Genomic DNA, 22,651 nt, shown 5'->3' with positions numbered 1-22,651 from the left:
TCGATTCAGAGGGCGCCTGGGAGGCTCAGAGGGCGCCGCGCCGGTAGAAGAGGATGAAGATCACGGCAGGGCCGGCCAGGGTGATCAGGGCCAGTGCGGCGAAGTTCGCAATCAGGTGAAAGTCGATGCCCATGGTGGCCAGCTCGGGAGCCCAGGTCGCTGCCGGCAAACTTAGGCGCTGATCTGCAGGCTCCAGGGCCCTGGGCACCCACTGTGACGGCTTGTCACAGCCCCCCGGCCTCAGATCCCCTTCAGATCCACGCCAGAGGCGCAGCCTCCCGGAGCGGCGCCGGCAGGGCGGCGAAGCGGGAACCGCCAGAGCGGTGGAGCGGGAACCGCCAGGCGGGCTGGTCGGGAGCCGAATCGCTGCCGGACGTCGAGATTGGGCGCTTGCTCGGACTGACCGGAAGCTGTGACTGAATGGTTCCAGGCAGCGCACCCCGAGGAAGCGGCACAGGTGGCCTCACGACAACACACCCAGTGGCGATGCATCAGCGGCTGTGGCGCCTGCTGCCGTCTGGATCCCGCCCAGCGCCACGAGGCCCTCGAGGCGCTGGATCCCCAGCAGCGCGCCACCTACCTGGCCATGGTGGGTCCCGACGGATGGTGCATCCACTTCGACACCGGCGGGCGCCGCTGCCGGATCTACGAGAGCCGGCCCGACTTCTGCCGGGTCAGCAACCTGCTCGGTCTGTTCGGCGACGGGCCGGGTGATCCGCCGGCGTCCTTTGATCAGCTGGCGATCGGCTGCTGCACCCAGCAGATCCGCTGTGAGCATGGGGGACGTGGCAAGGTGATGCGTCGATTTCTGCGGGCGATCCGCGGCCGGGCATGAGCAGCCATCCCGAAGACGATCAAGCCGGTGCTGAGGCCGGTGCGGCGGGAGCCCCTTCTCCGCGGGGCAGCAGCTGGGGCGTGGCCTTCATCACGACCTTCACCACGGTGTTCCTCGCCGAACTGGGCGACAAGACCCAGCTGGCGGCGCTGCTGCTCTCGGCCCAGTCGGGCCAGCCCGTGCTGGTGTTCGTGGGGGCCTCCCTGGCGCTGATCTGCTCGAGCCTGGTCGGGGTGCTGCTGGGACGCTGGCTGGCCGGGGTGATGCCCGCCCAGCAGCTGGAACGGCTGGCCGGCATCCTGATGGTGGCCCTGGGGCTCTGGCTGGGGCGCCAGGCGGTGGTCAACCTGGCCCCCTCGCCCGCCGATCTGCCCCTGAGCTGAGGCCCTGCCTCCCGTTCCGATGGACCTCCCCCTCCTCGCCTCGACCTTCGCCACGGTGTTCCTCGCCGAACTGGGCGACAAGACCCAGCTGGCCATCGTGACCATCAGCGGCACCTCACCACGCCCGGGCGCGGTGTTCGCGGGGAGCTCGACCGCCCTGGTGCTGGCCAGCCTGCTGGGGGCGGGGGCGGGGGGATCCCTCTCCGCCGTGATCCCCACCAATGCCCTCCAACTGGCCGCTTCGGCGGGCTTCCTGGTGCTGGGGATCCGGCTGATCCTCAAGGCGACCGCCGAGGCGGAAGCCGAGGCAAGCGAGGATTCCGGCCAGGCCTAGGCCCCTGGCCACTCGCCTGCCTAAAGTCAGCCGATCAGGGAGCAGGGGCTTCGTGGGCATCGCTCCGAGTCCGGAGGGCCCGCTCCCCATGCACCCCTCCGCCGGCCCCCTGGGCTCCCCCCGGCGGACCACGCCAACCAGCCGCTGATTCGATGAAGTTCACGGTCGCCGACCTGCTCGACCAGCTTCCCGCCGGGGAGCCCCTGCCCATCGTCAAGCTGGAGAAGGCCCTGGGCCTCAGCGGTGACCAGGACAAGCGTCAGCTGCAGATCGGACTCGACGCGCTCATCAGGCTCGGCCTCCTCGCCCAGGAGGATTCAGGCCTGCGGCGCCAGGAGAACCCCGAGCTCATCCCGGCCCGGTTGCGCTGCTCCAGCAAGGGCTTCTGCTTCGCCCTGCGTGAAGACGGCGGAGAGGACATCTACATCCGCGACCATCAGCTCAACCACGCCTGGAACGGCGATCGCGTCCTGGTGAAGGTCACCCGCGAGGGGGGACGCCGGCGCTCCCCCGAGGGCGGTGTGCAGTGCATCCTGGAGCGGCAGACCCCATCCCTGCTGGCCCAGGTCGAACAGCAGCAGGATCAGCTGGTGGCCACCCCCCTCGACGACCGGTTGCTGACCAGCGTGCGCCTCCCCGAGGCTGACGCGGCCTATCTCGATCCCGACCACGCCTCGGTGGTGGAGGTGCAGATCGACCGGTACCCCGTGGCCCAGTTCGCTCCCCAGGGCCATGTGGCCCGGCGGCTGCCCGTGAACGGCGGTGAAGCGGCGGATCGGGATCTGCTGCTGACCAAGCACCGCCTCCACGCGCGACCCGCCGCCCCCCGGGCCACCCTCAAGCTGCCGGCGCCGAAGGAGCGCACCGATCTCACCGCCCAGAACAGCCTGCTGCTGAGTGACTGGCAGGGCAAGGAGGCCCCCGACCTGCCGGCCCTCGCCCTGGAGCAGCGCGAGGGTGGCTGCACCCTCTGGATCCACACCCCCGCCGTGGCCGAGCGGCTGGGCTTCGGCAGCAGCCTCGACCACTGGCTGCGGGACCAGGCGGATGCCCTCTGCCTCGGCCGTCAGTGGCTGCCGCTGCTGAGCCCCGCCCTGACCAAGGCCGCGGCCTTCAGGGTCGGCGAGGCGCAGGCGGCCGTCTCGGTCGGACTGGACCTCTCCAGCGAGGGGGTCCTGGAGCACTACCGGTTCTGCCTCAGCCAGATCAAGCCTGCCGCCGTCGTCGGGGCCAGCGCCCTGACGGCCCTGGCGGAGCGCAAGCCCAAGAGCCGCACCACCCCCGCGGCCCTCAAACCGCTCAAGGACCAGATCGAGCAGCTCGAGCAGCTGATCGCCCTGGGCGAGCTGCTCCGCCAGCGACGCCTGGATCAGGGGTCCATCGACCTCGACCTGCCCATGCCCCCGATCGAGAGTCTCGGCGACCTGGCGATTCCGGGACCCGACGCCGCCACCCGGGGATGGATGGTGCAGCTGCCGCCCCATCACCCGATGGCGATCCTGCGGGAGGCCCTGCTGCTGGCGGACCGGGCCCTGGGGCAGCACCTCCGGGCGCTCGAACTGCCGGCCATCTATGCCGTCAATCCTCCGGCGGAGGCCAGTGACCTCAACGATGTGGCCAAGGCCGCCCTGGCCCTCGACATTCCCCTGGAGCTGGGTGAGGAAGGCAACGCCAGCGGGGCGGAGCTGGCCGCCGCCTTCGCCGCCACCGACCGCAGCCGATCCCTGCAGCAGCAGATGAAGGCGATCCTCAGGCCGATCTCCCTGGCCAGCGAACCCGGGGACCATGCCCTGGCCGGCCTGCACGGCGACGAGGCCGCCCTGGCGCCCTGGAGCTGCCCCACCCTCCACTACGCCGACCTCTGGAACCAGTCGCTGCTGGTGCTTCTGCTCACCGAAGGGAAGGACCGCCCCAGCGTGCGTCACAAGATCGGCGTGGATCTGGCCTCAGACTCCTGCCACGGCGCCATCGACTGGCCCCTGCTGCCCAACAGTGCCCTGCAGCCGTTCCTCCAGGCCCATACCCACGGACTTCTGCAGCGCCTCAACGGCAAGCGGCGGTTCCTGGCGGAGCTCGAAGCCGACCTCCTGGCCATGGCCCAGGCCCGTCAGGCGGAACCGCTGGTGGGCCAGGTGCTGCCGGGTGTGATCAGCGGGGTTCAGAGCTACGGCTTCTTCGTCGAGGTGCCCCCTTCGAATGTCGAGGGCCTGGTGCACGTCAGTTCGCTCAAGGACGACTGGTACGAGTACCGCTCCCGCCAGAACCGGCTGGTGGGTCGCAAGAACCGCCGCACCTACATGCTCGGGGATCAGGTGGACGTGGAGATCCAGAAGGTCGACGCGCTGCGGCACCAGATCGACCTGGGGGTTCTCTTGCCCGAGGGCTACGAGGACGACGGCGACGATGGCGGCGACAACGACGATGACGACACCACCTCCACGGCCTTCGAGACCATCCCGGTCCTGAGCGAGGCCTGAGCCATGGACCCCGTCGTGCTGGCCGTCTCGGGCGCTTCGGCGCAGCCCCTGGCGCGGCGGGCCCTGCAGCTGCTGCTGGAGGCCGGCCAGGCCGTCGAGATGGTCACCAGCCGGGGAGCCATCGGGGTGTGGCAGGCGGAACTGGGGCTGCGCGTCCCCAGTGAACCTGAGGCCCAGGAACGGTTCTGGCGCCAGGAAACGGGCTGTCGCACCGGCCGGTTGCGCTGCCACCGCTGGAATGACCAGGCCGCGGCGATCGCCAGCGGCAGCTACCGCACCCGGGGCATGGTGATCCTGCCGGCTTCGATGGGCACCGTCGGCCGGATCGCCTCCGGCGTGGCGCTGGACCTGGTGGAGCGGGCCGCCGACGTGCATCTCAAGGAAGCGCGCCCGCTGGTGATCTGCCCGCGGGAAACGCCCTGGAATCTGGTGCACCTGCGCAACCTCACCGCGCTGGCGGAGGCCGGAGCACGGATCGCGCCACCGGTACCGGCCTGGTACCACCAGCCGCGCACGATCGAGGACATGGTGGATTTTCTGGTGATCCGCACCTTCGACCTGCTCGGCTTCGAGCTGGGCCAGCTGCAGCGTTGGCAGGGCCCTGGAAGGGGAGCAGACTCGGCGAACGCGTCCACCCAGGAGTCTCCAGGCTCCCTGCTCCCGCTGCCCTGAGTCTTGGCCCTGGTGCGACAGCTGCTGCTGCTTCCCCTGCTGGCCCCTCTGCTGGCGGTGCTTCTGGTCGGGGCCTTCAACCCCAGGCCCCCCGTCGCCCTGCGGCTGCTCACCTGGACGTCCCCGGCCCTGCCGATCGGGGTCTGGCTGATGGTGGCCGCGGCCGGTGGTGCCGGTCTGAGTGCCCTGGGCACCGGCCTTGCCCTGCGCACCGCCCCAGGACGGCTGCAACGCCAGGTGCGCCGGCCGTTGAGCACGCCCGAAACCGCCAGCGATCGCGACATCCCCCGCAGGCGCGCTCCCGAACCAGCCCAGCCCGCCCCCTGGCCCGGGGCGACGGCAGGACCGACCCGGGCCGCCGGGGAGGCGAGTCCCACCGTGGCCGTGCCCTACCGGGTGATCCGACGGGGGCAGGACCAGGCCCCCGTGGCCGGAGCCAGCAGCAGCAGCCCCAGCGGCCCGGTCCCTGGGGGGTGGGATCGGAGCGCCGATGATGGCTGGGATCAGGCGCCGAGCGACGCCTGGTAGGGATCCCGCGACCGGGTGGGCACGAGACGTGGCCGCCAGGGGCGGGAGACGTGGCCGCCGGGTGCAGCCAGGGATCCGGGCCAGTGATCGGAAGCAGCGATCCGAGCCCACGGATCAGAACAACCTCATCGGATCCACCTCATCACTACCACCGAATCGAAGCCACCTAAAGTCTGCCGAGACGACGATCGAGGCCAGGTCCGGTGAGTGAATCCACCAAGTCTCCGGAGACCGCTGGCGCGGCCGCCAAAGCCGCGGCCAAGCCGGCCGCCAAGCCTCCTGCCCCTGAAGACACCCCCTTCAACACGTTCATCCCCTCGCTGCTGATCCCGGCCCTGGTCAAGGAGATCCAGAGCTATGGCGGTGCTGAACCCAGCCTCAGTTTCCGTGAGGGGCCGATGCCGGTGATCGGCAGCCCCTGCTCGATGGTGGTCGGCGTTCTTCCGGGGGAACGGCGTTTCTGGCTCTGCTTCACCAGCCCCAGCCTCAACGCGCCGAAGACCGTGCTGGTGGCTGAGGCGGGAGCCGAGCCCAGCCTGGTGGAGTCCTTCCTGATCGACGAGAAGAAGATCACCCTGGCGCTGCTGGTCTCGCGCCTGGTGCAGCGGCTCAACGGCCAGAAGTGGCTGGGGGCCAACTGAGCGGGCGCCGGCGTTACATCCGCGCCCCGCTCGGACTCGCGCCACCTACGATGCAGGCACGCCCTGTGCCGCTCCACCTGATGGTGCCACCCACCGCTGTAGCCAATTCCGTCGCCGCACCTGCGTCCGGCCAGAGCTCCGGCCAGCCGGTCGGCACCCCGGATTCCCCGGCGATCAAGGACCCGGTGAAGGACACCATCCTGACGCCCCGGTTCTACACAACCGACTTCGACGCGATGGCCGCGATGGACCTGCGGCCGAACGAGGTCGAACTGGAAGCCATCTGCGAAGAGTTCCGCAAGGACTACAACCGCCACCACTTCGTCCGCAACGAGGAGTTCGAGGGCGCCGCCGACAAACTCGATCCCGAAACCCGCAAGGTCTTCGTCGAGTTCCTGGAGCAGAGCTGCACCTCCGAGTTCTCCGGATTTCTGCTCTACAAGGAGCTGAGCCGGCGCATCAAGGACAAGAATCCTCTGCTGGCCGAGTGCTTCGCCCACATGGCCCGCGACGAAGCCCGCCATGCCGGGTTCCTCAACAAGTCGATGAGCGACTTCGGCCTCCAGCTTGACCTGGGCTTCCTGACGGCCAACAAGGCCTACACCTTCTTCAAGCCCAAATTCATCTTCTACGCCACCTACCTGAGCGAAAAGATCGGCTACTGGCGCTACATCGCCATCTACAGGCACCTGGAGAAGAACCCGGAGAGCAAGATCTTCCCGATCTTCAATTTCTTCGAAAACTGGTGCCAGGACGAGAACCGCCATGGCGACTTCTTCGATGCCCTGATGAAGGCCCAGCCCGACACCGTCCGGGGATTGCGGGCAAGGCTCTGGTGCCGCTTTTTCCTGCTCGCCGTGTTCGCCACCATGTATGTGCGCGACGTGGCCCGCAAGGAGTTCTACGAAGCCCTCGGTCTCGATGCCCGCGCGTACGACAAGTACGTGATCGACAAGACCAACGAGACCTCCGCCAGGGTCTTCCCCGTGGTTCTCGACGTCCGCAACCCCAGATTCTGGGACCGACTGGAGCGGCTGGTGGAGAACAACGCCAAGCTCAGCAGCGCCGACGCCAGCAGAGCACCGGCCCCGCTCAAGGCGATCCGCAAACTCCCCTACTGGATCGCCAATGCTGCCGAGATGGCCGCACTCTTCCTGATGAAACCCATCCGCAGCGAGGAGTTCCAGCCCGCCGTCCGCTGATCGGCAGGCCCCTTCCCCTGACATCCACCGCCTGCAGCGGTCACTCCCCAGGGCCCCGGTCACCGCAACCGGGGCCTTTTGGCTAGGACCCCTCCGGACGGACCTCAGCCCGGCTCTCCCCGCCCCCCGATCAGCGACCGGGTCACCGCCCTCAACGCCACCCTGAACACTGCCCTCAACACCGCCTTGAACACCGTGGTCGTGTCGACAGCTCCGCCCAGCCTGCAGCGCCTGGACCAGTCCTGGATGGCGCGGCTGGAGCCCCTCCTGGCTGCCGGCCGAGCCGCCGGTGCCGACCTGGTGGAAGTCTTTCTGGAGCGCACCGACCACCTGGGCCTGCTGGCCGAACAGGACAGCATCACCAGCGTCAGCCCATCCTTCGGCATGGGCGCGGGCATCCGGGTCTTCCTCGGCCACCGTGACGGCTTCGTGAGCACCAACGACCTCAGTGAGCGGGGCCTCCTGACCGCGCTGGATCAGGCTCTCGGCATGCTGGGGCTGCAGCGCCTCCAGCACGGCCGTGCAGGCTTCGACGGCCTGCCCGCCCTGCGGGACTTCGGGACCACCAAGGCCGACTGGCTCGAGCGCTGCCCTGCCCTGGCGGAGGCGGGACGCAAACTGCTGGAGGGCACGGCGCGCCTGGAGCAGCACGGCCGCCATCTGCAGGTCCGCCGCGGCAGCTACGCCCGCGACTGGCAGGAGATTCTCGTCGCCGCCAGCGATGGCACCTTTGCGCGGGATATCCGGCTGCATCAATCCCTGGGCCTCAACGTGCTCGTGGCCGACGGTGACCACCGGGCGGGGCTGGGACGTCGCTACGGCACCTCCGGCCGTCCCGATGATCTGCGCCACTGGGATGCCGACGCCAGTGCCCAGGAGGTCTGCGCCAGTGCCGCCACCATGCTCTACGCCGACTATGTGGAGGCCGGCCAGATGCCGGCGGTGCTGGCCAACCGCTTCGGGGGGGTGATCTTCCATGAGGCCTGCGGCCATCTGCTGGAGACCACCCAGGTGGAACGGGGCACCACCCCGTTTGCCGACAAGGTGGGCGAACCGATTGCCCACAGCGCCGTCACCGCGATTGATGAGGGGCTGAGCGATGGGGCCTTCGGCTCCCTCTCGATCGACGACGAGGGCATGGAGGCCCAGCGCACGGTGCTGATCGAGAACGGGGTGCTGCAGCGCTTCATCAGCGACCGCGCCGGGGAACTGCGCACCGGCCACGCCCGCACCGGCAGTGGCCGCCGCCAGAGCCACACCTTTGCGGCCGCCAGTCGCATGCGCAACACCTACATCGCCGCCGGTCCCCACACGCCGGAGCAGCTCATCGCCTCGGTGGACCAAGGGTTGTACTGCAAGTCGATGGGAGGCGGCAGCGTCGGTCCCACCGGACAGTTCAACTTCGCAGTCGAGGAGGGTTACCTGATCGAGAACGGCCAGCTGACCAAACCGGTCAAGGGGGCCACCCTGATCGGCGAAGCCCGAGAGGTGATGCCTCGCATCTCGATGTGCGCCAACGACCTCGACCTCGCGGCCGGCTTCTGCGGCTCCGTGAGTGGCAGCATCTTCGTGACCGTGGGCCAGCCCCACATCAAGGTCGATTCGATCACCGTGGGGGGACGCTGACCATGGCCACCGCAACGGCCGGCACCATGCCGGATCAGGCCCCCGGGCTCGATGGCCCCCAGCTGCGGGAGCGGCTGGAGACCCTGGCCCGGCAGCACGGGGTCGGCCAATGGGACCTGGGCGCCTCCTGCAGCACCGACACCTCGGTCCAGGTGGACCGCGGCGAGGCCAAGCAGATGAAGGGGGCCCAGCGCAGCGCGATCACGATCCGCGTCTGGAACGGCGACGGACTGGTGGGCATCACCAGCACCTCCGATCTCTCCGAGGAAGGCCTGGCCAAGGCCCTGGCCGGAGCCCATGGGGCCAGCGCCTTCGGCAATCCCGCCGAGACTCCGGCCTTCTCCCCCCTGGCCACGGCTCCGCTGGAGCCCCTGGACCAGCCCCGCCATGCCCCGCAGCCGATCCTCCAGCTGCTGGACACGCTGAAGCAGGCGGAAGCCTCCCTGCTCGGCCGGCACAGCGCCTTCGCCACCGTGCCCTACAACGGGCTGGCCCAGCGCAGCAGTGAACGCCTCTATCTGAACAGCGCCGGGGCCTGCCGCCATCAGCAGCTCACCACAGCCAGCCTCTACCTCTACGCCCGGGCCGAGGAAACCGGGCGCAAGCCCCGCAGTGCCGGAGCCGTCCGCCTGGCCCATGGCGCCTCCCAGCTGGACATCCAGGGCTGCATCGACGAGGCCGCGGAACGCACGATCAGCCACCTGGACTACGCCCCGATCGCGACCGGCCGCTACACCTGTGTGTTCAGCCCGGAGGCCTTCCTCGATCTGGTCGGCGCCTTCAGCAGTGTGTTCAATGCCCGGGCGGTGCTGGATGGGGTGAGCCTGAGCCACCGCGACTCCCTGGGCGAGCAGCTGGCGGCGCCGTTTCTCTCGATCCACGACAACGGCCGGCATCCCGGCAACATCGGGGCCTCCGCCTTCGATGGCGAGGGGACCCCCACCCGGCGGCTCACCCTGGTGGAGGGCGGGGTGCTGACGAGCTTCCTCCACTCCGAGGCCACGGCGCGGGCCTTCGGTGTCGCCCCCACAGGTCACGCCGGGCTCGGCGCCAAGGTGTCCGTGGGACCGGACTGGTTCGAGATCGGCCCAACCCCGGGCAGTGGCGGCGGCCAGCAGGGACTGGATCGGTTCCGCGCCGACCAACCCCTGGTGTGGATTGATTCGCTCTCCGCTCTCCATGCCGGCGTGAAGGCCAGCCAGGGGGCCTTCTCCCTTCCCTTCGACGGCTGGCTCATCCAGAACGGCGAGGCGCGATCAATCGAGGCTGCCACCGTGGCCGGCGACATCCGGCAGGTGCTGCAGGGCATCATCGGCTTCGAGGGCGAAGCCAAGCTGACGCCGGATGGCCTCTGCCCGCTGGTGTGGGTGGAAGGTCTCTCTGTCACCGGCGAAGCCTGAGGGGGGCCGGGACGGGGCGATGCGGATCCTGTTCTGGGGCACCCCCGCCTACGCGGTCCCGAGCCTGGATGCCCTGGTGGCGGCGGGCCACACCCTGGTGGGGGTGGTGACCCAACCGGATCGACGCCGCGGGCGAGGCAACCAGCTCGTGCCCTCACCGGTCAAGCAACGGGCCGTGGAGCTGCAGCTGCCCGTGTTCACCCCGGAGCGCATCCGCCGCGAACCCGAGTGCCAGGCCGCCCTCGCCCGGCTGGGAGCGGATGTCTACGTGGTGGTGGCGTTCGGCCAGATCCTTCCCCCGGATGTGCTGGCCCAGCCACCCCTCGGCTGCTGGAACGGCCACGGCTCCCTCCTGCCGCGCTGGCGCGGGGCCGGGCCGATCCAATGGAGCCTGCTGGAAGGCGACCGAGAAACCGGCGTCGGGATCATGGCCATGGAGGCCGGCCTGGACACCGGTCCGGTGCTGCTGGAGCGACGCATCCCGATCGGTCTGCTGGAGAACGCCCACCAGCTCGCCCGCCGCCTCTCCCACCTGACGGGCGAACTGCTGGTGGAAGCGATGGCGGCGATCGCCGCCGTGGGGCCGGGGCCCGAAGCCGAACGCCTGCAGCGGCTGGGTGTGCGCACCCAGAGCCAGGAGGGCATGACCTACGCGCGTCAGCTGGACAAGGCGGACTACCTGATCGACTGGAACCGGCCGGCCCTGGCCATCCACCGCCAGGTGATGGGGCTCTATCCGGCTGCGCACTCCCTCTGGCGGGGTCGTCGACTCAAGCTGCTGGCCACCGAACCGCTCGTGGCCCGTCTGGGTGAGCAGCTCTCGGCGGAAGGCGCTGAACTGTGCGGTCGCTGGCCCAGCGGCAGCGGCGCAGCGGGGACCGTGCTGGCCCTGGACAGCCGCAGCGGTCTGGTGGTGGCCAGCAGTGGCTGCCCGCTGCTGATCCGCGAAGCCCAGCTGGAGGGCAAACGGGCCTGCAGCGGCCAGGGGCTGATCCAGCAGCTCGACGCACGTCCAGGGGATCAGCTCGGTCAGGGGGCAGGGAATCTCTCCGAGCTGGCGGGGGCCTGAAGCGGCGGGAACCCATCGATAAGTTGTGTGTGGTCAGGGTCCCCTGACATGAGCGCCACCTGATCGCGGGGTCAGATTGGAGCAAGTGCTGGGAGTGGACCCATGGCCATCGGTTCCTTCAACTGGTACTTCAAGGCCGCCTCAACAGGTTCCGCGGCCCGGAAGAAACCGGAGTCCAGGGGTCCGGGGGAGCGGGCCCCATCGCCGGAGGGCTGGGTCACCGAACTGTCCTACGTGGCCGATGGCGGCGAAGGCTGCCGGATCTTCCGCCAGACCTCCGGCCACTACGTGGTGCGGCATGAACAGTTCCCGGAGGTGCCGAGACAGGCACCCACCCTCGCCTGCGCCTACGGCCTGTGCAAGGAGCTGGAGCTTCTCGCCAGCTCGGACAGCGCCACCCGCACGGCCTAGGAGCCGGTTCGGCTAGGGGCTGGACCGCCGGTACAGCGCGTGCAGGCCCTCCAGCTGGTTGTGGACGGATCTGAGCTGGTCACGGATGTGGGCACTGTTCTCGATGCGATCCAGGGCCAGCAGCATCGACTCGATCTGGCTCTTGCAGTCGATCAGCACGCGGCATTCAGGGGATCCGGGCTCGTAGGGCATGGGGAAAGTCGTTGCGGCCCTATCCGAGCCGAGGCCCGCGTCCCCGGTTGTGTCGTTTGCTGCCATTTGCGGACACAGCGGGAGCAGCGCCGGCCCGCCGTCCACCCGCCCCCTGCCGCCCGGCGTCGCGACCGCCACTCCGGCGGGCGTCCCCCGGTCGCCGCCCGCCGCGACCGCCGCTGAGATCCAGGGGGGGAGCGCGCAGCACGGTGGGTTCGAAGCCCGGCACCTCCTCACTGGGAAGACGGGTGCCGATCAGCTGTTCGATGGCGCGCAGCAGCTCGCATTCCTCCGCCGCCACCAGGGAGATGGCATGGCCGGGGTGGCCGGCGCGGCCGGTGCGGCCGATCCGGTGGACGTAGTCCTCGGCCTGGTTCGGCAGATCGAGGTTGATCACGTGGGGCAGCTGGTGGATGTCGATGCCCCGCGCCGCCAGGTCCGTGGCCACCAGGACCCGCACCTCACCGCTCTTGAACCCTGCCAGGGCCCGCGTGCGGGCGCCCTGGCTCTTGTTGCCGTGGATGGCCGCGGCCACCATGCCCTCCTGGCAGAGCCGCTCGGCCATGCGGTTCGCCCCATGCTTGGTGCGGGCGAACACCAGCACCTGCTGCCAGTCGTTGCCGGCGATCAGGTGGGAGAGCAACTCCGGCTTGCGGGCCATGTCGCAGGGGTGGAGCAGGTGCTCCACGGTGGCAGCCGTGCGGTTCTCCGGTGTGGCCTGCAGCTGCACGGGCTGATGCAGCAGCCCGTGGGCCAGCTTGCGGATCGACGGACTGAAGGTGGCCGAGAAGAGCAGGTTCTGGCGCTTCGGAGGCATCAGGGCGATCAACTTCTGGATGTCGCGGATGAAGCCCATGTCGAGCATCCGATCGGCTTCATCGAGCACGAGGATCTCGACGCGATCGAGTCGGAGGGCCCCCTGCTGCTGCAGATCGAGCAGCCGCCCCGGCGTGGCCACGAGGATGTCGGCTCCGGCCCTCAGCCGGTGGATCTGGGGGTTGACCTTCACGCCGCCGAACACCACGTCGCTGCGGAGGTCGAGGTAACGCCCATAGGCCGCCACGTTGTCGGCCACCTGGGCGGCCAGCTCCCGTGTCGGGGTGAGCACAAGGGCGCGCACCACCCCTCCCCGGGCATGGGGTCCGTGGCGCAACCGCTCCAGCATCGGCAAGGTGAACCCGGCGGTCTTGCCGGTGCCTGTCTGGGCCGCCGCCATCACGTCATGGCCGGCCAGCACGGTGGGAATGCATTGCTGCTGGATCGGCGAGGGGGTCGTGTAGCCCTTCTCGCTCACGGCCTTGAGGATGGGCAGCCCCAGACCCAGATCGGCGAACCCGGGGCCGCCCTCTCCGCCGGAGGCGGGCGCCGCGAGGGGGAGGGCCTCAGCGCTGGATTGACTGGCGGCTGGGGAGGCGGCGGAACGGGAGGAAGGAGCGATGGGGGAAAGAGGGGCGCGATCGTGCCTTCACCCTACGGGCGGCCCTGCCAGCCCGCCGGCTCGCCTGGGCCGCCGTTGGAGCCACCGTGCCATCGCCGGCACGTCCAGACGTTCAGCCTCGGCGCTGGCGGGATCGGCAGGGGGAGCGAGGCGATCGTCCGTCGCCCCCGGCTCGGAGCGTCGGGGGCGGGATCAGCCGATGCCGGGGGAGAAGTGGGCGCACTGCTCGCAGGGACCATCCGGGAGCACGGCGCAGCGCAGCAGGGGACTGCGGGCATTGAAGCGGCAGCGGGGATCACCGATCACCCAGCCATGACCCCAGCGCCGCGCATCGACGGGCCTGGCCTCCACCTTCACCTGCAGGGCCACCGCCACCAGCTCGTAGCGGCCGCGCCGCAGCTGATAGCGGTGGCGGCGCTGCAGCACGAGAAAACTGCGGCTGCCCAGTTCCAGCCAGCGACCCGGCTGGGGCACCTCGGCCAGGGCCTCCACCTCGAGGGTCTCGAGCAGCCGGTCATTGCCGATCTGGCGCAGTTCCACCCGCATCCCCGCCTCTCCCCTCAGTCGGCCGGGGCCAGGGGATCGCGGGGAGCGTTCCGCACCGAAAATCCCCATAGGAAGAGGCATGCCACCACCAGCAGCAGGGCCCATTCGGGGGGCACCAGCTCAGGCAGTGCCAAGCGAAACAGCAGCCGCACGCCCACCAGACCCACGGCCAGATAGCCGGCGGTTTCGAGATGGCGGAAGATCTCCAGCCAGCGGATGAACAACTCGGCCGTCAATCTCAGGGCAATCACGCCGATCACCCCTCCAGCCATCACCAGAGCCAGACGATCACTCACCGCCACCGCCGTGGCGACGCTGTCGATCGAGAACGCCAGATCCGTCACGGCGAGGGTGGCCACAACGCTCCCCAGGCTGGCGGTGGCGTGGTGGTGGTGATGGTGGTGCGTCTCGTGACCATCCGCCACAGCCGCTCCGGCCGCCAGGGTGCTCGCCATGTCGGCCCCATCGTCCTCGACGTCTTCGCCCTCCTGGAACACGGTGACCAGATGGCGCCCGCACAGCCAGAGCAGATAGCCCGCCGCCAGCAATTCCAGGGGCCAGAAATCCAGCACCCACTCGGCGGCCAGGATCAGGCCGAGGCGAAACACCAGGGCCAGCAGCAGGCCGAGGTTGAGAGCCGTCTCCTGGCGAGCCCGGTCATGCAGGCGCCTGGAAATGGCCGCCAGGGCAATGGCGTTGTCAGCGGATAAAACGGCCTCGAGAGCCACCAGCAGGGGCAGCAGCAGCAGCAGCTCATGCCACTGGTCGACCTCGCGCAACAGCGGGGTCAGGCTCTGAATCGACTCGGCTTCCATCGGGGCCAGCGGAGGCTGCACTGTAGGAAGTGCCAACCCAGCCTCGAGTGCCCCATGCAGCTGCAGGCCCGCCTGGTGCACGCCGAATCCGGATCCCGCGTGGTGGAGGTGTCAGCGCACCAGGCCGGAGCGCTGCTGGGGAGCGCCCTCGGCGAAGCCGCCACGGCGGAGGAGGCGGAAGACCGGGCCCTCGAACGGCTGCAGCGGCGGCTGGGCCATCCGCCGCAGCGTCCCCCGGCCCCACCACCGGCACCCCTGCCCCCGGCCGCCTCTCCATCGGCACCGGCCCCCTCCCCATCGGCCCCATCGGCCCCATCGGCCACTGCGGCCCCTCCATCGGCACCGGCCGAATCCCCTGCCACCAGTCCGGCACGGGCGATGCCGGCGGCCGAGCGCGGACTGGAGCCGCCGGCCGATCCCGAGGACTGGAGCAGTGAGCTGGCCGAGATCGACCTGCTGCTGCGGGGCCTGGGTTGGCAACGGGAGCAGGAGGGGGCCTACCTCGAGCGGGCCTTCGGCCATCCGAGCCGCCACAGACTCACGACCTACGCCGACCTGCAGGCCTACCTGCAGGCCCTCCGGGCCCTGCCGCCGGACAGTCACCCGGAGAGTGCCCCTGTGCCCCTGCGACGCCGGGACCTGCTGGCCCAGTGCGACCAGCTGCTGGGTCAGCTCGGCTGGGATGCCGCCCGCGGCAGGCAGTGCCTGGAACAGCACTTTTCGCTCACCAGTCGTCAGCAGCTCAGCGACACCCAGCTGCTGCAGTTCAACATGCTCCTGGAAGAGGCCCTGATGAACGGCTCTGCCGACAAGGACGGCCCTGCCGGGATGGACGGGCCTGCCGCGATGCACGGGCCTGCCGCAGGGCCCTGATCACATCCCGGCGGGCCGGATTCCGGCCAGGCCTCAGGCCCCAGCTCCCCGCAAGCGGCAGTGCCGACCCACCAGGTCGGCGCCGAACCCGAGGCGGTGCTGGTTCGCATAGGCCTCCCGCTCCAGCAACTGCACCTGGGGCGAGGCCTGGCGGTACACCGACTCCCGCAGGACACCCGCCAGATGGACCGGAAGCTGCTGGGACAGTCCCAGCGGCCTGGGCATGGCGCGCAGATGCCCTCGGCTGCAGCTCTGGGCCACATGGATGGCCTCATGGTTCAGGACCCGGGCGAACTCGCGGCTGCCGCTGGCCACCACCCGCGGCTTGATGCGCAGGGTCCGCGAACCGGGGTCCCACTCGGCTGCGGCCCCCTGCTTGCGGGGCTGGACCAGCTGGATACGCACCCCGGCCCGGCCCAGAACCGCCAGAAGCTGGCTGATGGCAGCCTGTTCCAGTCGGAAGCTGGGGGGGTCGGCGATCCGCTGGCGGATCTCACTCAGGGAGAGGCGGGGCTCCCCCGCATGCCGTTGGTAGTGGTAGCGGGTGCGGCCATCCGGCAGCAGCTCGACGCGGGGGGTCCAGGCCGCATCGGCCACCTCGAGTTGCTGCAGCAGGTTGCCTTCGTCGATGCCCTCCAGCCCGCCGGGGGCCGAGAGGGCGGCGAGGGCCTCCGGCGGCGGCTGGAGCAGCTCCTGCAGGGCGGGGGCCGGCGGAAGGGGCAGGGAGCGCCGCCAGGGCAGAAAGGCCACCCCCAGGCCCAGGGCCACCAGCAGGCCGGCCAGGGCCGGCAGAGGGCGGACCGCCGGTAGCCGCTGCAGCGGATCGCCGCAGCGGGCGCAGATCCAGATCCCATCGGGCCGGCGCAGCATCGCCAGCGGCCGGGGACGGCAGTAGGGGCAGACGTAGCGCGCCACCTGCCCATTCTGACCAGGGACTGCATCGCGGTGGTGCCGGTTGGCAAGATCGGGGATCGCTGGAACCGTCGCCATGCCCCTCTCCGCCCTGGTGCGTCAGCTGCAGCAGGTGCCCCTGACCGGGGAGGTTCTCGAGCGGATCCGACGCCCGGAGCGGCTGAGGCTCAGCGGCGCGGGACGGGCGACCCGGGCCCTGATCAGCAGTGCCCTGGCTGGGGTGGCCGAGGCTCCGCTGCTGGTCGTGGTGCCCACCCTGGAGGAGGCCGGGCGCTGGGCTGCTCTGCTCGAGTTGATGGGCTGGAACAGCAGCCAGCTCTATCCCACCAGCGAGGGCAGCCCCTACGAGCCCTTCGACCCCACCAGTGAGATCACCTGGGGCCAGCTGCAGGTGCTCGGCGAGCTGCTGGACCCGGGCCCCGCACGCATGGCGATCGTGGCCACGGAACGGGCCCTGCAGCCCCATCTGCCTCCACCCGACACGCTCAGGGCCCGCTGCCTGAGCCTGCGCAAAGGCCAGCGCCTCGACCTCGACAGCCTCGGCGACACGCTCACCCGGCTGGGGTATCAGCGGGTGCCGACGATTGACCAGGAGGGCACCTGGAGCCGGCGGGGCGACATCGTCGATGTGTTCCCGGTGAGCGCCGAACTGCCGGTGCGGCTGGAGTTCTTCGGCGAGGACCTCGAGAAGCTGCGCGAATTCGATCCGACCAGCCAGCGTTCGCTCGACCCCACCGAGGTGGTGCGCCTGACGCCCACCGGGTACGGCCCGCTGATCGCCGCCGCCCTGCGGGAGGTGATCCCGGAGGGTCTCGAGCATCTGCTCAGCCCGGAGGCCACCGAGGAGCTGCTCGAAGGGGGAACGCCGGAGGGCATGCGCCGCCTGATGGGACTCGCCTGGTCCCGGCCGGCCTCCCTGCTGGATTACCTCCCCGAGAACACCCTCATCGCCATCGATGAACGGCGCCACTGTCTGGCCCATGGCCAGCAGTGGTTCGAGCATGCCAGCGAGCACCATGGCGATGTCTGCGCCGAGCTGGCCCGACGCCTCGGCCACGGCGATGCCACGGCGGCCGCCTCCCTGCTCCCCGGACAGCTGCACCGCTCCCCCGAGAGCGCTCTGGCCGATGCCACGGCCCTGGCGGGCTTCGATCTGGCCGAACTGCACGAGAGCGACAGCCATCCGAACAGCTTCGATCTGGCGTCCCGCTCGGTGCCGGCCCACCCGAACGCCTTCGGCAAGCTGGCCTCCCTGATCAAGGGGTTCCAGCAGGAGAAGGCGCGGGTGTGGCTGCTCTCCGCCCAGCCGTCCCGGGCGGTGGCCCTGCTCGAGGAGCACGACTGCATCACCCGCTTCGTGCCGAACCCGGCCGACACCCCGGCGATCGAGCGGCTGATCGAGCAGAACACCCCGGTGGCCCTGAAAACCCGGGGCACCGCCGAGCTGGAGGGCCTGCAGCTGCCGGCCTGGAAGCTGGTGCTGATCACCGATCGGGAGTTCTTCGGCCAGCACGCCCTGGCCGCCACCGGCTACGTGCGCCGCCGCCGCAAGGCCGCCAGCCGCACGGTGGATCCCAACAAGATGCAGCCGGGCGACTTCGTGGTGCACCGCAACCACGGCATCGGCCGCTTCCTCAAGCTCGAGAAGCTGGCCATCGGCGGCGAGGAGCGCGACTACCTGGTGGTCCAGTACGCCGATGGGCTGCTGCGGGTCGCCGCCGACCAGCTCGGCAGCCTGGGCCGCTACCGCGCCACCAGCGACAACCCGCCGGACCTCAACCGGATGGGCGGCACGGCCTGGAGCAAGGCCAAGGAGCGGGCCCGCAAGGCGGTGCGCAAGGTGGCGCTCGATCTGGTCAAGCTCTATGCGGAGCGTCACCAGGCTCCTGGCTTCCCGTTCCCCCCCGACGGCCCCTGGCAGAACGAGCTGGAGGACTCCTTCCCCTACGAGCCCACCCCGGATCAGGTGAAGGCGATCGCCGAGGTGAAGCGCGACATGGAGCGGCCCCAGCCGATGGACCGGCTGGTGTGCGGCGATGTGGGTTTCGGCAAGACCGAAGTGGCGATCCGCGCCATCTTCAAGGCCGTGACGGCGGGCAAACAGGTGGCGATGCTCGCCCCCACCACCGTGCTGGCCCAGCAGCACTGGCGCTCCCTCTCGGAGCGTTTCGCCCCCTATCCGGTGAAGGTGAACCTGCTGAACCGCTTCCGCACCGCCGGCGAACGCAAGGTGATCCAGGAGGGGTTGGCGGCGGGCACGGTGGATGTGGTGGTGGGCACCCACCAGCTGCTGGGCAAGAGCACCACGTTCAAGCAGCTGGGCCTGCTGGTGGTGGACGAGGAACAGCGCTTCGGCGTGAACCAGAAGGAGAAGATCAAGGCGCTCCGCAAGGACGTGGACGTGCTCACCCTCAGCGCCACGCCGATCCCCCGCACGCTGTACATGAGCCTCTCGGGCGTGCGCGAGATGAGCCTGATCACCACGCCGCCGCCGCTGCGCCGCCCGATCAAGACCCACCTGGCCGCCCTGGATGAGGAGGCGGTGCGCAGCGCCATCCGCCAGGAGCTCGACCGCGGCGGCCAGATCTTCTACGTGGTGCCGCGGGTGGAGGGCATCGAGGAGGTGGCCGAGGGACTGCGGCTGATGATCCCCGGCCTGCGGCTGCTGGTGGCCCACGGCCAGATGGCCGAGGGGGAGCTGGAGAGCGCCATGGTGGCCTTCAATGCCGGCGAAGCCGATCTGATGCTCTGCACCACGATCGTGGAGAGCGGCCTGGACATCCCGCGGGTCAACACGATCCTGATCGAGGACGCCCACAGGTTCGGCCTGGCCCAGCTCTACCAGCTGCGCGGCCGGGTGGGCCGCAGCGGCATCCAGGCCCATGCCTGGCTGTTCTATCCCGGTGATGCCTCCCTGAGCGAGGCGGCGCGGCAGCGGCTGCGGGCCATCCAGGAATTCGCCCAGCTGGGCAGCGGCTACCAGCTGGCCATGCGCGACATGGAGATCCGCGGCGTGGGCAACCTGCTGGGGGTGGAGCAGAGCGGCCAGATGGAGGCCATCGGCTTCGACCTCTACATGGAGATGCTGCAGGAATCGCTCGCCGAGATCCAGGGTCAGGACATCCCGGCGGTCGACGACACCCAGATCGACCTGCCGATCACGGCCTTCATCCCCGGCGACTGGATCACCGAAAACGACGAGAAGATGGCCGCCTACCGGGCAGCCGCCGACTGCGACAGCTCCGTGGCGCTGCTGGAGCTGGCCACCGGCTGGGTGGACCGCTACGGGGCCATCCCCGCACCGGTGATCTCCCTGCTGCAGCTGATGGAGCTGAAGCTGCTGGCCAGGCGCTGCGGCTTCTCGCGCATCAAGCCCGAGAAACCCAACATCGCCCTGGAGACGCCGATGGAGGAACCGGCCTTCCGGCTGCTGCGCCAGGGATTGCCCCAGCATCTGCACGGCAGGCTCGTGTACCAGGCCGGAGCGGGCAGCACCGCCAAGGTGCTGGCCCGGGGCCTGGCGGTGCTGCCGATGGAGAAGCAGGTGGAGGAGCTGATGACCTGGCTCAAGGCCATGGCCGAGCAGATCCCCGGCAGCGATGGCCTCACCGATGCCCAGCGGGCGGAGCAGGCCTCAGCCCAGAACGAGGCGGTGCTGACGGTCTGATGCCGCCGGAGCGCCCCCAAAGAGCGCAAACCTTCGTTACGATCCTGAGAGTTTTATGAACGGGCCGGCATGGGTGAGGTGATGACGACAGGAGCCGGCCTCTCTTCGGATATCGGCCTGATCGGCATGGTCCTGAGCTGCCTCGTCCTGGGTCTCTACGCCCTGCTCAGCACCCCCGGTGAAAACAACGACGACGACGACTCCCATCCGGGTGGCGGCCTGATGCAGCCCGTCGCCTGAGCCGACCGGATCAGCCGTTCCAGAGGCCGGGAACCCTTCCATCAGGCACCCGTGCATCAGGCCGGTGGACCTTCCTGTGGTTCGAGTTCGCCCCGCCGGTAGGCCGCCGGCACGACCAACAGAAACAGCCACCACCAGAGCAGCACGCCAACCGCCAGAGGCACGGTGATCCACCAGCGGTGCAGGGTCACCCAGCTCGCCGTGGGAACGGCCATGCCGGTGAGCACGATGCTCCAGGGCTGACACCACCAGGGCTTCGAGGCCCAGATCGAGGGGCCGGCCTGCGCAGGGGTCGTCTCCGATTTGGTCAGCACGTCAGAGGCGGCCGAGGCGTCAGTTGGACGGCCGGGCCGAGGCGCCCAGGGCGGCCGGCAGGTTCGTGCTGGCGGGGTTGTAGGAGCGACCCACGGTGTTGGTCGCCTGAAGACGCTTGCGCAGGGTCGATTCGGCCACGCGGTACTGGGTGTCCTTGGCCGTACCCAGGTCCTCCAGGCGCAGGCGCTGGGCCTCCTGCTCCGTCATCTTGGCGGGCACGTCGGGATCGATCCCGTGCTTGTGGATGTCCCGGCCCCGGGGGGTGAGGTACTTGGCGATGGTCACGGTCATGCCGGAACCATCCGAGAGGCCACGTACGGACTGCACGAGGCCCTTGCCGAAGGTCTTCTGACCGACCAGCACGGCGCGCTTGTTGTCCTGCAGGGCACCGGAGAGAATCTCACTGGCGCTGGCCGAGCCCTCGTTCACCAGCACCACCAGCGGTTTGTCCGTGAGGGCGCGGCCGGTGGCCCGCTTGACATCGGTGATGCCGTTGCGGGTCTTGGTGGACACGATCGTGCCCTCATTGAGCCACTGGCGGGCAATCTCCACACTGGCGCCCAGCAGGCCGCCGGGATTGCTGCGCAGGTCGAGCACATAGCCCTGGGCGCCCTTCTCCTCCAGATCCCTCACCGCCAGGCGCATGTCCTTGGTGGCGTTGGCGTTGAACTGCTTGAGACGGATGTAGCCCACCTTCACCCCATCAGGGGTGGCGTTGATCTGGTGGTCGACCGCATGGAGTTCAATCCGGTCTCGCACCAGCGGGAGTTCCAGGACCTGGGACTTGCGGCGCAGGGTGAGCGTCACCGTGGTGCCGGCCTGGCCGCGGATGAGCTTGACCGCATCCTCGGTGCTCATCCCCTTGGTGCTCTTCCCGTCGATGGCGGTGATCACATCCTTGGGCTGCACCCCGGCCCGGGAGGCCGGCGATCCCTCGATGGGGGCCACCACGACCAGGTCCTTGGTGTCCTTGTCGAGACTCAGCTGGATTCCCACCCCGGAGAGCTCCCCGGAGGTGTCGATCTGCATCTCCTTGAATTCGCGCGGATCCAGGAAACGGGTGTACGGGTCATCCAGGGTGCCGAGCATGCCGCGGATGGCCTCGTAGGCATCCTTGGGGGTGTCGTAACTCTTGGCGAGCACGTCTTTGCGCAACTTGCGCCACTGATCCGGGGTGTACTTGCCGTTGATGTCCAGATAGTCACGGAAGACGATCTGCCAGGTCTGGTCGATCACCTCCTTCGGACTGTCGGTGATGCGGCTGGTCCCCCCGGGGGGCGTGACCGCCTCGCGCGCCACGACCGCCGTGGCTGCGCAGGCACCAAGTCCGACCAGCACGATCAGGCTGGTGCGTGCGCTGCCCATCTCGTAGAGCCTTGCAGGCCCGGCTAACTGAGCTTCAAGCTAGCGCCCCCGAACGGCGAACCCACGGGCTGGATAACCGTCGTCAGGGCGGATCAGGGATCGACCCAGCGCCCGTCCTCCCGGATCAGGGCGATCAGGGCCTCCACCCCCTCGGCCTCGGGCACCCGCCGGATCTCCTCCCGGCCGCGGTAGAGGGAGATGGTGCCGGGGGTCTTGCCCACGTAGCCGTAGTCGGCATCGGCCATCTCGCCGGGGCCATTGACGATGCAGCCCATCACGGCGATGTCCAGACCCGTGAGGTGGGCGGTGGCGGAGCGCACCTTGTGCAGCACCTCCTCCAGGTTGAAGAGGGTGCGGCCGCAGCTGGGGCAAGCCACGTACTCCACCATCGTCTTGCGCAGCCCCAGCGCCTGCAGAATTGAGTAGCAGACGGGGATCTCCTTCTCCGGCGCCTCGGTGAGCGACACGCGGATGGTGTCCCCCAGGCCCTCGGCCAGCAGGGTGGCGATGCCGGCGGTGCTCTTGATGCGGCCGTAGTCGCCGTCGCCCGCCTCGGTGACCCCCAGGTGCAGCGGGTAAGGGAACCCCTCGGCATCCATGCGGTCGGCCATCATCCGGTAGGCGGCCAGCATCACCGGGGCACGGGAGGCCTTCATCGACACCACGATGTTGTGGAAATCGAGGCGGTCGCAGATGTGGATGAACTCCAT

24 protein-coding genes are annotated in these 22,651 nt (G+C 69.6%); 15 read left to right on the top strand and 9 right to left on the bottom strand.

Translation table 11 applies throughout. From position 1 onward, the window contains the following. Positions 1-25: 25 nt before the first annotated feature. Positions 26-169, bottom strand: coding sequence for a photosystem II reaction center protein Ycf12/Psb30 (gene psb30 / locus ACLD7X_RS00120; RefSeq protein WP_412007072.1), 144 nt, complete (start codon positions 167-169; stop codon positions 26-28). Positions 170-412: 243 nt separating this feature from the next. On the opposite strand from psb30, the gene ACLD7X_RS00115 reads away from it, so the two are divergent. From ACLD7X_RS00115 to ACLD7X_RS00060, 12 genes are all read left to right on the top strand, one after another. Then, positions 413-835, top strand: a complete 423-nt coding sequence (locus ACLD7X_RS00115; protein ID WP_411421407.1) for a YkgJ family cysteine cluster protein — start codon at positions 413-415, stop codon at positions 833-835. Beyond that, positions 832-1,218, top strand: a complete 387-nt coding sequence (locus tag ACLD7X_RS00110; RefSeq protein WP_411421406.1) for a TMEM165/GDT1 family protein — start codon at positions 832-834, stop codon at positions 1,216-1,218. Before ACLD7X_RS00115 ends, ACLD7X_RS00110 begins: the two co-directional genes overlap by 4 nt. A gap of 19 nt (positions 1,219-1,237) precedes the next feature. Beyond that, the gene (locus ACLD7X_RS00105; RefSeq protein ID WP_411421405.1) at positions 1,238-1,552 is read left to right on the top strand and encodes a TMEM165/GDT1 family protein; all 315 of its coding nucleotides are present in this window, start codon (positions 1,238-1,240) and stop codon (positions 1,550-1,552) included. A 152-nt stretch (positions 1,553-1,704) separates the two neighbouring features. Then, complete coding sequence (locus ACLD7X_RS00100) at positions 1,705-4,029, top strand: RNB domain-containing ribonuclease (RefSeq protein ID WP_411421403.1); 2,325 nt, start codon at positions 1,705-1,707, stop codon at positions 4,027-4,029. 3 nt (positions 4,030-4,032) lie between these two features. Continuing rightward, positions 4,033-4,701, top strand: coding sequence for a flavin prenyltransferase UbiX (locus tag ACLD7X_RS00095; RefSeq protein WP_411421402.1), 669 nt, complete (start codon positions 4,033-4,035; stop codon positions 4,699-4,701). 3 nt (positions 4,702-4,704) lie between these two features. Continuing rightward, positions 4,705-5,229 (top strand): hypothetical protein, encoded by a 525-nt coding sequence (locus tag ACLD7X_RS00090; RefSeq protein WP_411421401.1) that lies wholly within the window; start codon positions 4,705-4,707, stop codon positions 5,227-5,229. Positions 5,230-5,432: 203 nt separating this feature from the next. Then, positions 5,433-5,870 carry a DUF2996 domain-containing protein gene (locus ACLD7X_RS00085; RefSeq protein ID WP_411421400.1) on the top strand — a complete coding sequence of 146 codons (438 nt, stop codon included), beginning with the start codon at positions 5,433-5,435 and terminating at the stop codon, positions 5,868-5,870. Between the two features lie 80 nt (positions 5,871-5,950). Then, the gene (gene acsF / locus ACLD7X_RS00080) at positions 5,951-7,072 is read left to right on the top strand and encodes a magnesium-protoporphyrin IX monomethyl ester (oxidative) cyclase (protein ID WP_411421399.1); all 1,122 of its coding nucleotides are present in this window, start codon (positions 5,951-5,953) and stop codon (positions 7,070-7,072) included. A gap of 186 nt (positions 7,073-7,258) precedes the next feature. Next, positions 7,259-8,698: a TldD/PmbA family protein gene (locus ACLD7X_RS00075; RefSeq protein ID WP_411421491.1), complete on the top strand. Its 1,440-nt coding sequence runs from the start codon at positions 7,259-7,261 to the stop codon at positions 8,696-8,698. 2 nt (positions 8,699-8,700) lie between these two features. Next, on the top strand, positions 8,701-10,098 hold the full coding sequence (locus ACLD7X_RS00070) for a TldD/PmbA family protein (RefSeq protein ID WP_411421398.1): 1,398 nt from the start codon (positions 8,701-8,703) through the stop codon (positions 10,096-10,098). Positions 10,099-10,117: 19 nt separating this feature from the next. Beyond that, positions 10,118-11,167, top strand: a complete 1,050-nt coding sequence (gene fmt / locus ACLD7X_RS00065; RefSeq protein ID WP_411421397.1) for a methionyl-tRNA formyltransferase — start codon at positions 10,118-10,120, stop codon at positions 11,165-11,167. A 102-nt stretch (positions 11,168-11,269) separates the two neighbouring features. Next, positions 11,270-11,578: a hypothetical protein gene (locus tag ACLD7X_RS00060; protein ID WP_411421396.1), complete on the top strand. Its 309-nt coding sequence runs from the start codon at positions 11,270-11,272 to the stop codon at positions 11,576-11,578. Positions 11,579-11,590: 12 nt separating this feature from the next. Here the strand turns inward: ACLD7X_RS00060 and ACLD7X_RS00055 are convergent, their stop codons facing one another. The 4 genes from ACLD7X_RS00055 to ACLD7X_RS00040 all read right to left on the bottom strand — a co-directional run bounded on the left by ACLD7X_RS00055 (position 11,591) and on the right by ACLD7X_RS00040 (position 14,569). Beyond that, positions 11,591-11,770 (bottom strand): hypothetical protein, encoded by a 180-nt coding sequence (locus ACLD7X_RS00055; RefSeq protein ID WP_411421395.1) that lies wholly within the window; start codon positions 11,768-11,770, stop codon positions 11,591-11,593. Between the two features lie 19 nt (positions 11,771-11,789). Beyond that, positions 11,790-13,064, bottom strand: coding sequence for a DEAD/DEAH box helicase (locus ACLD7X_RS00050; RefSeq protein ID WP_411421394.1), 1,275 nt, complete (start codon positions 13,062-13,064; stop codon positions 11,790-11,792). A 336-nt stretch (positions 13,065-13,400) separates the two neighbouring features. Further along, positions 13,401-13,754, bottom strand: coding sequence for a DUF6464 family protein (locus ACLD7X_RS00045; protein WP_411421393.1), 354 nt, complete (start codon positions 13,752-13,754; stop codon positions 13,401-13,403). A 14-nt stretch (positions 13,755-13,768) separates the two neighbouring features. Continuing rightward, positions 13,769-14,569 (bottom strand): TerC family protein, encoded by an 801-nt coding sequence (locus ACLD7X_RS00040; RefSeq protein WP_425625006.1) that lies wholly within the window; start codon positions 14,567-14,569, stop codon positions 13,769-13,771. Between the two features lie 54 nt (positions 14,570-14,623). On the opposite strand from ACLD7X_RS00040, the gene ACLD7X_RS00035 reads away from it, so the two are divergent. After that, a complete protein-coding gene (locus tag ACLD7X_RS00035) occupies positions 14,624-15,442 on the top strand; it encodes a hypothetical protein (protein WP_411421391.1) in 819 nt (272 codons plus the stop codon). Between the two features lie 33 nt (positions 15,443-15,475). On the opposite strand, the gene ACLD7X_RS00030 is transcribed toward ACLD7X_RS00035, so the two are convergent. Then, positions 15,476-16,432: a hypothetical protein gene (locus ACLD7X_RS00030; RefSeq protein WP_411421390.1), complete on the bottom strand. Its 957-nt coding sequence runs from the start codon at positions 16,430-16,432 to the stop codon at positions 15,476-15,478. Here ACLD7X_RS00030 and mfd point away from each other — a divergent pair. Then, positions 16,431-20,021, top strand: coding sequence for a transcription-repair coupling factor (mfd, locus tag ACLD7X_RS00025; RefSeq protein ID WP_411421389.1), 3,591 nt, complete (start codon positions 16,431-16,433; stop codon positions 20,019-20,021). The two genes, ACLD7X_RS00030 and mfd, sit on opposite strands and share 2 nt — an antisense overlap. Positions 20,022-20,090: 69 nt before the next feature. After that, a complete protein-coding gene (locus tag ACLD7X_RS00020; protein WP_411421388.1) occupies positions 20,091-20,261 on the top strand; it encodes a hypothetical protein in 171 nt (56 codons plus the stop codon). Positions 20,262-20,317: 56 nt separating this feature from the next. Here ACLD7X_RS00020 and ACLD7X_RS00015 read toward each other — a convergent pair whose 3' ends face one another. The 3 genes from ACLD7X_RS00015 to ACLD7X_RS00005 all read right to left on the bottom strand — a co-directional run. Further along, a complete protein-coding gene (locus tag ACLD7X_RS00015) occupies positions 20,318-20,575 on the bottom strand; it encodes a DUF6737 family protein (protein ID WP_411421387.1) in 258 nt (85 codons plus the stop codon). 19 nt (positions 20,576-20,594) lie between these two features. Continuing rightward, on the bottom strand, positions 20,595-21,941 hold the full coding sequence (locus ACLD7X_RS00010) for a S41 family peptidase (RefSeq protein WP_411421386.1): 1,347 nt from the start codon (positions 21,939-21,941) through the stop codon (positions 20,595-20,597). Between the two features lie 92 nt (positions 21,942-22,033). Then, a partial coding sequence (locus ACLD7X_RS00005; RefSeq protein ID WP_411421385.1) for a flavodoxin-dependent (E)-4-hydroxy-3-methylbut-2-enyl-diphosphate synthase occupies positions 22,034-22,651 on the bottom strand: 618 nt, incomplete at its 5' end.

The sequence above is a fragment of the Aphanothece microscopica RSMan92 genome, assembly GCF_046613545.2.
GTDB lineage: Bacteria > Cyanobacteriota > Cyanobacteriia > PCC-6307 > Cyanobiaceae > NIES-981.
The sequence above is the reverse complement of the archived record's forward strand: the minus strand, read 5'-3'. Positions and strand labels throughout refer to the sequence as shown.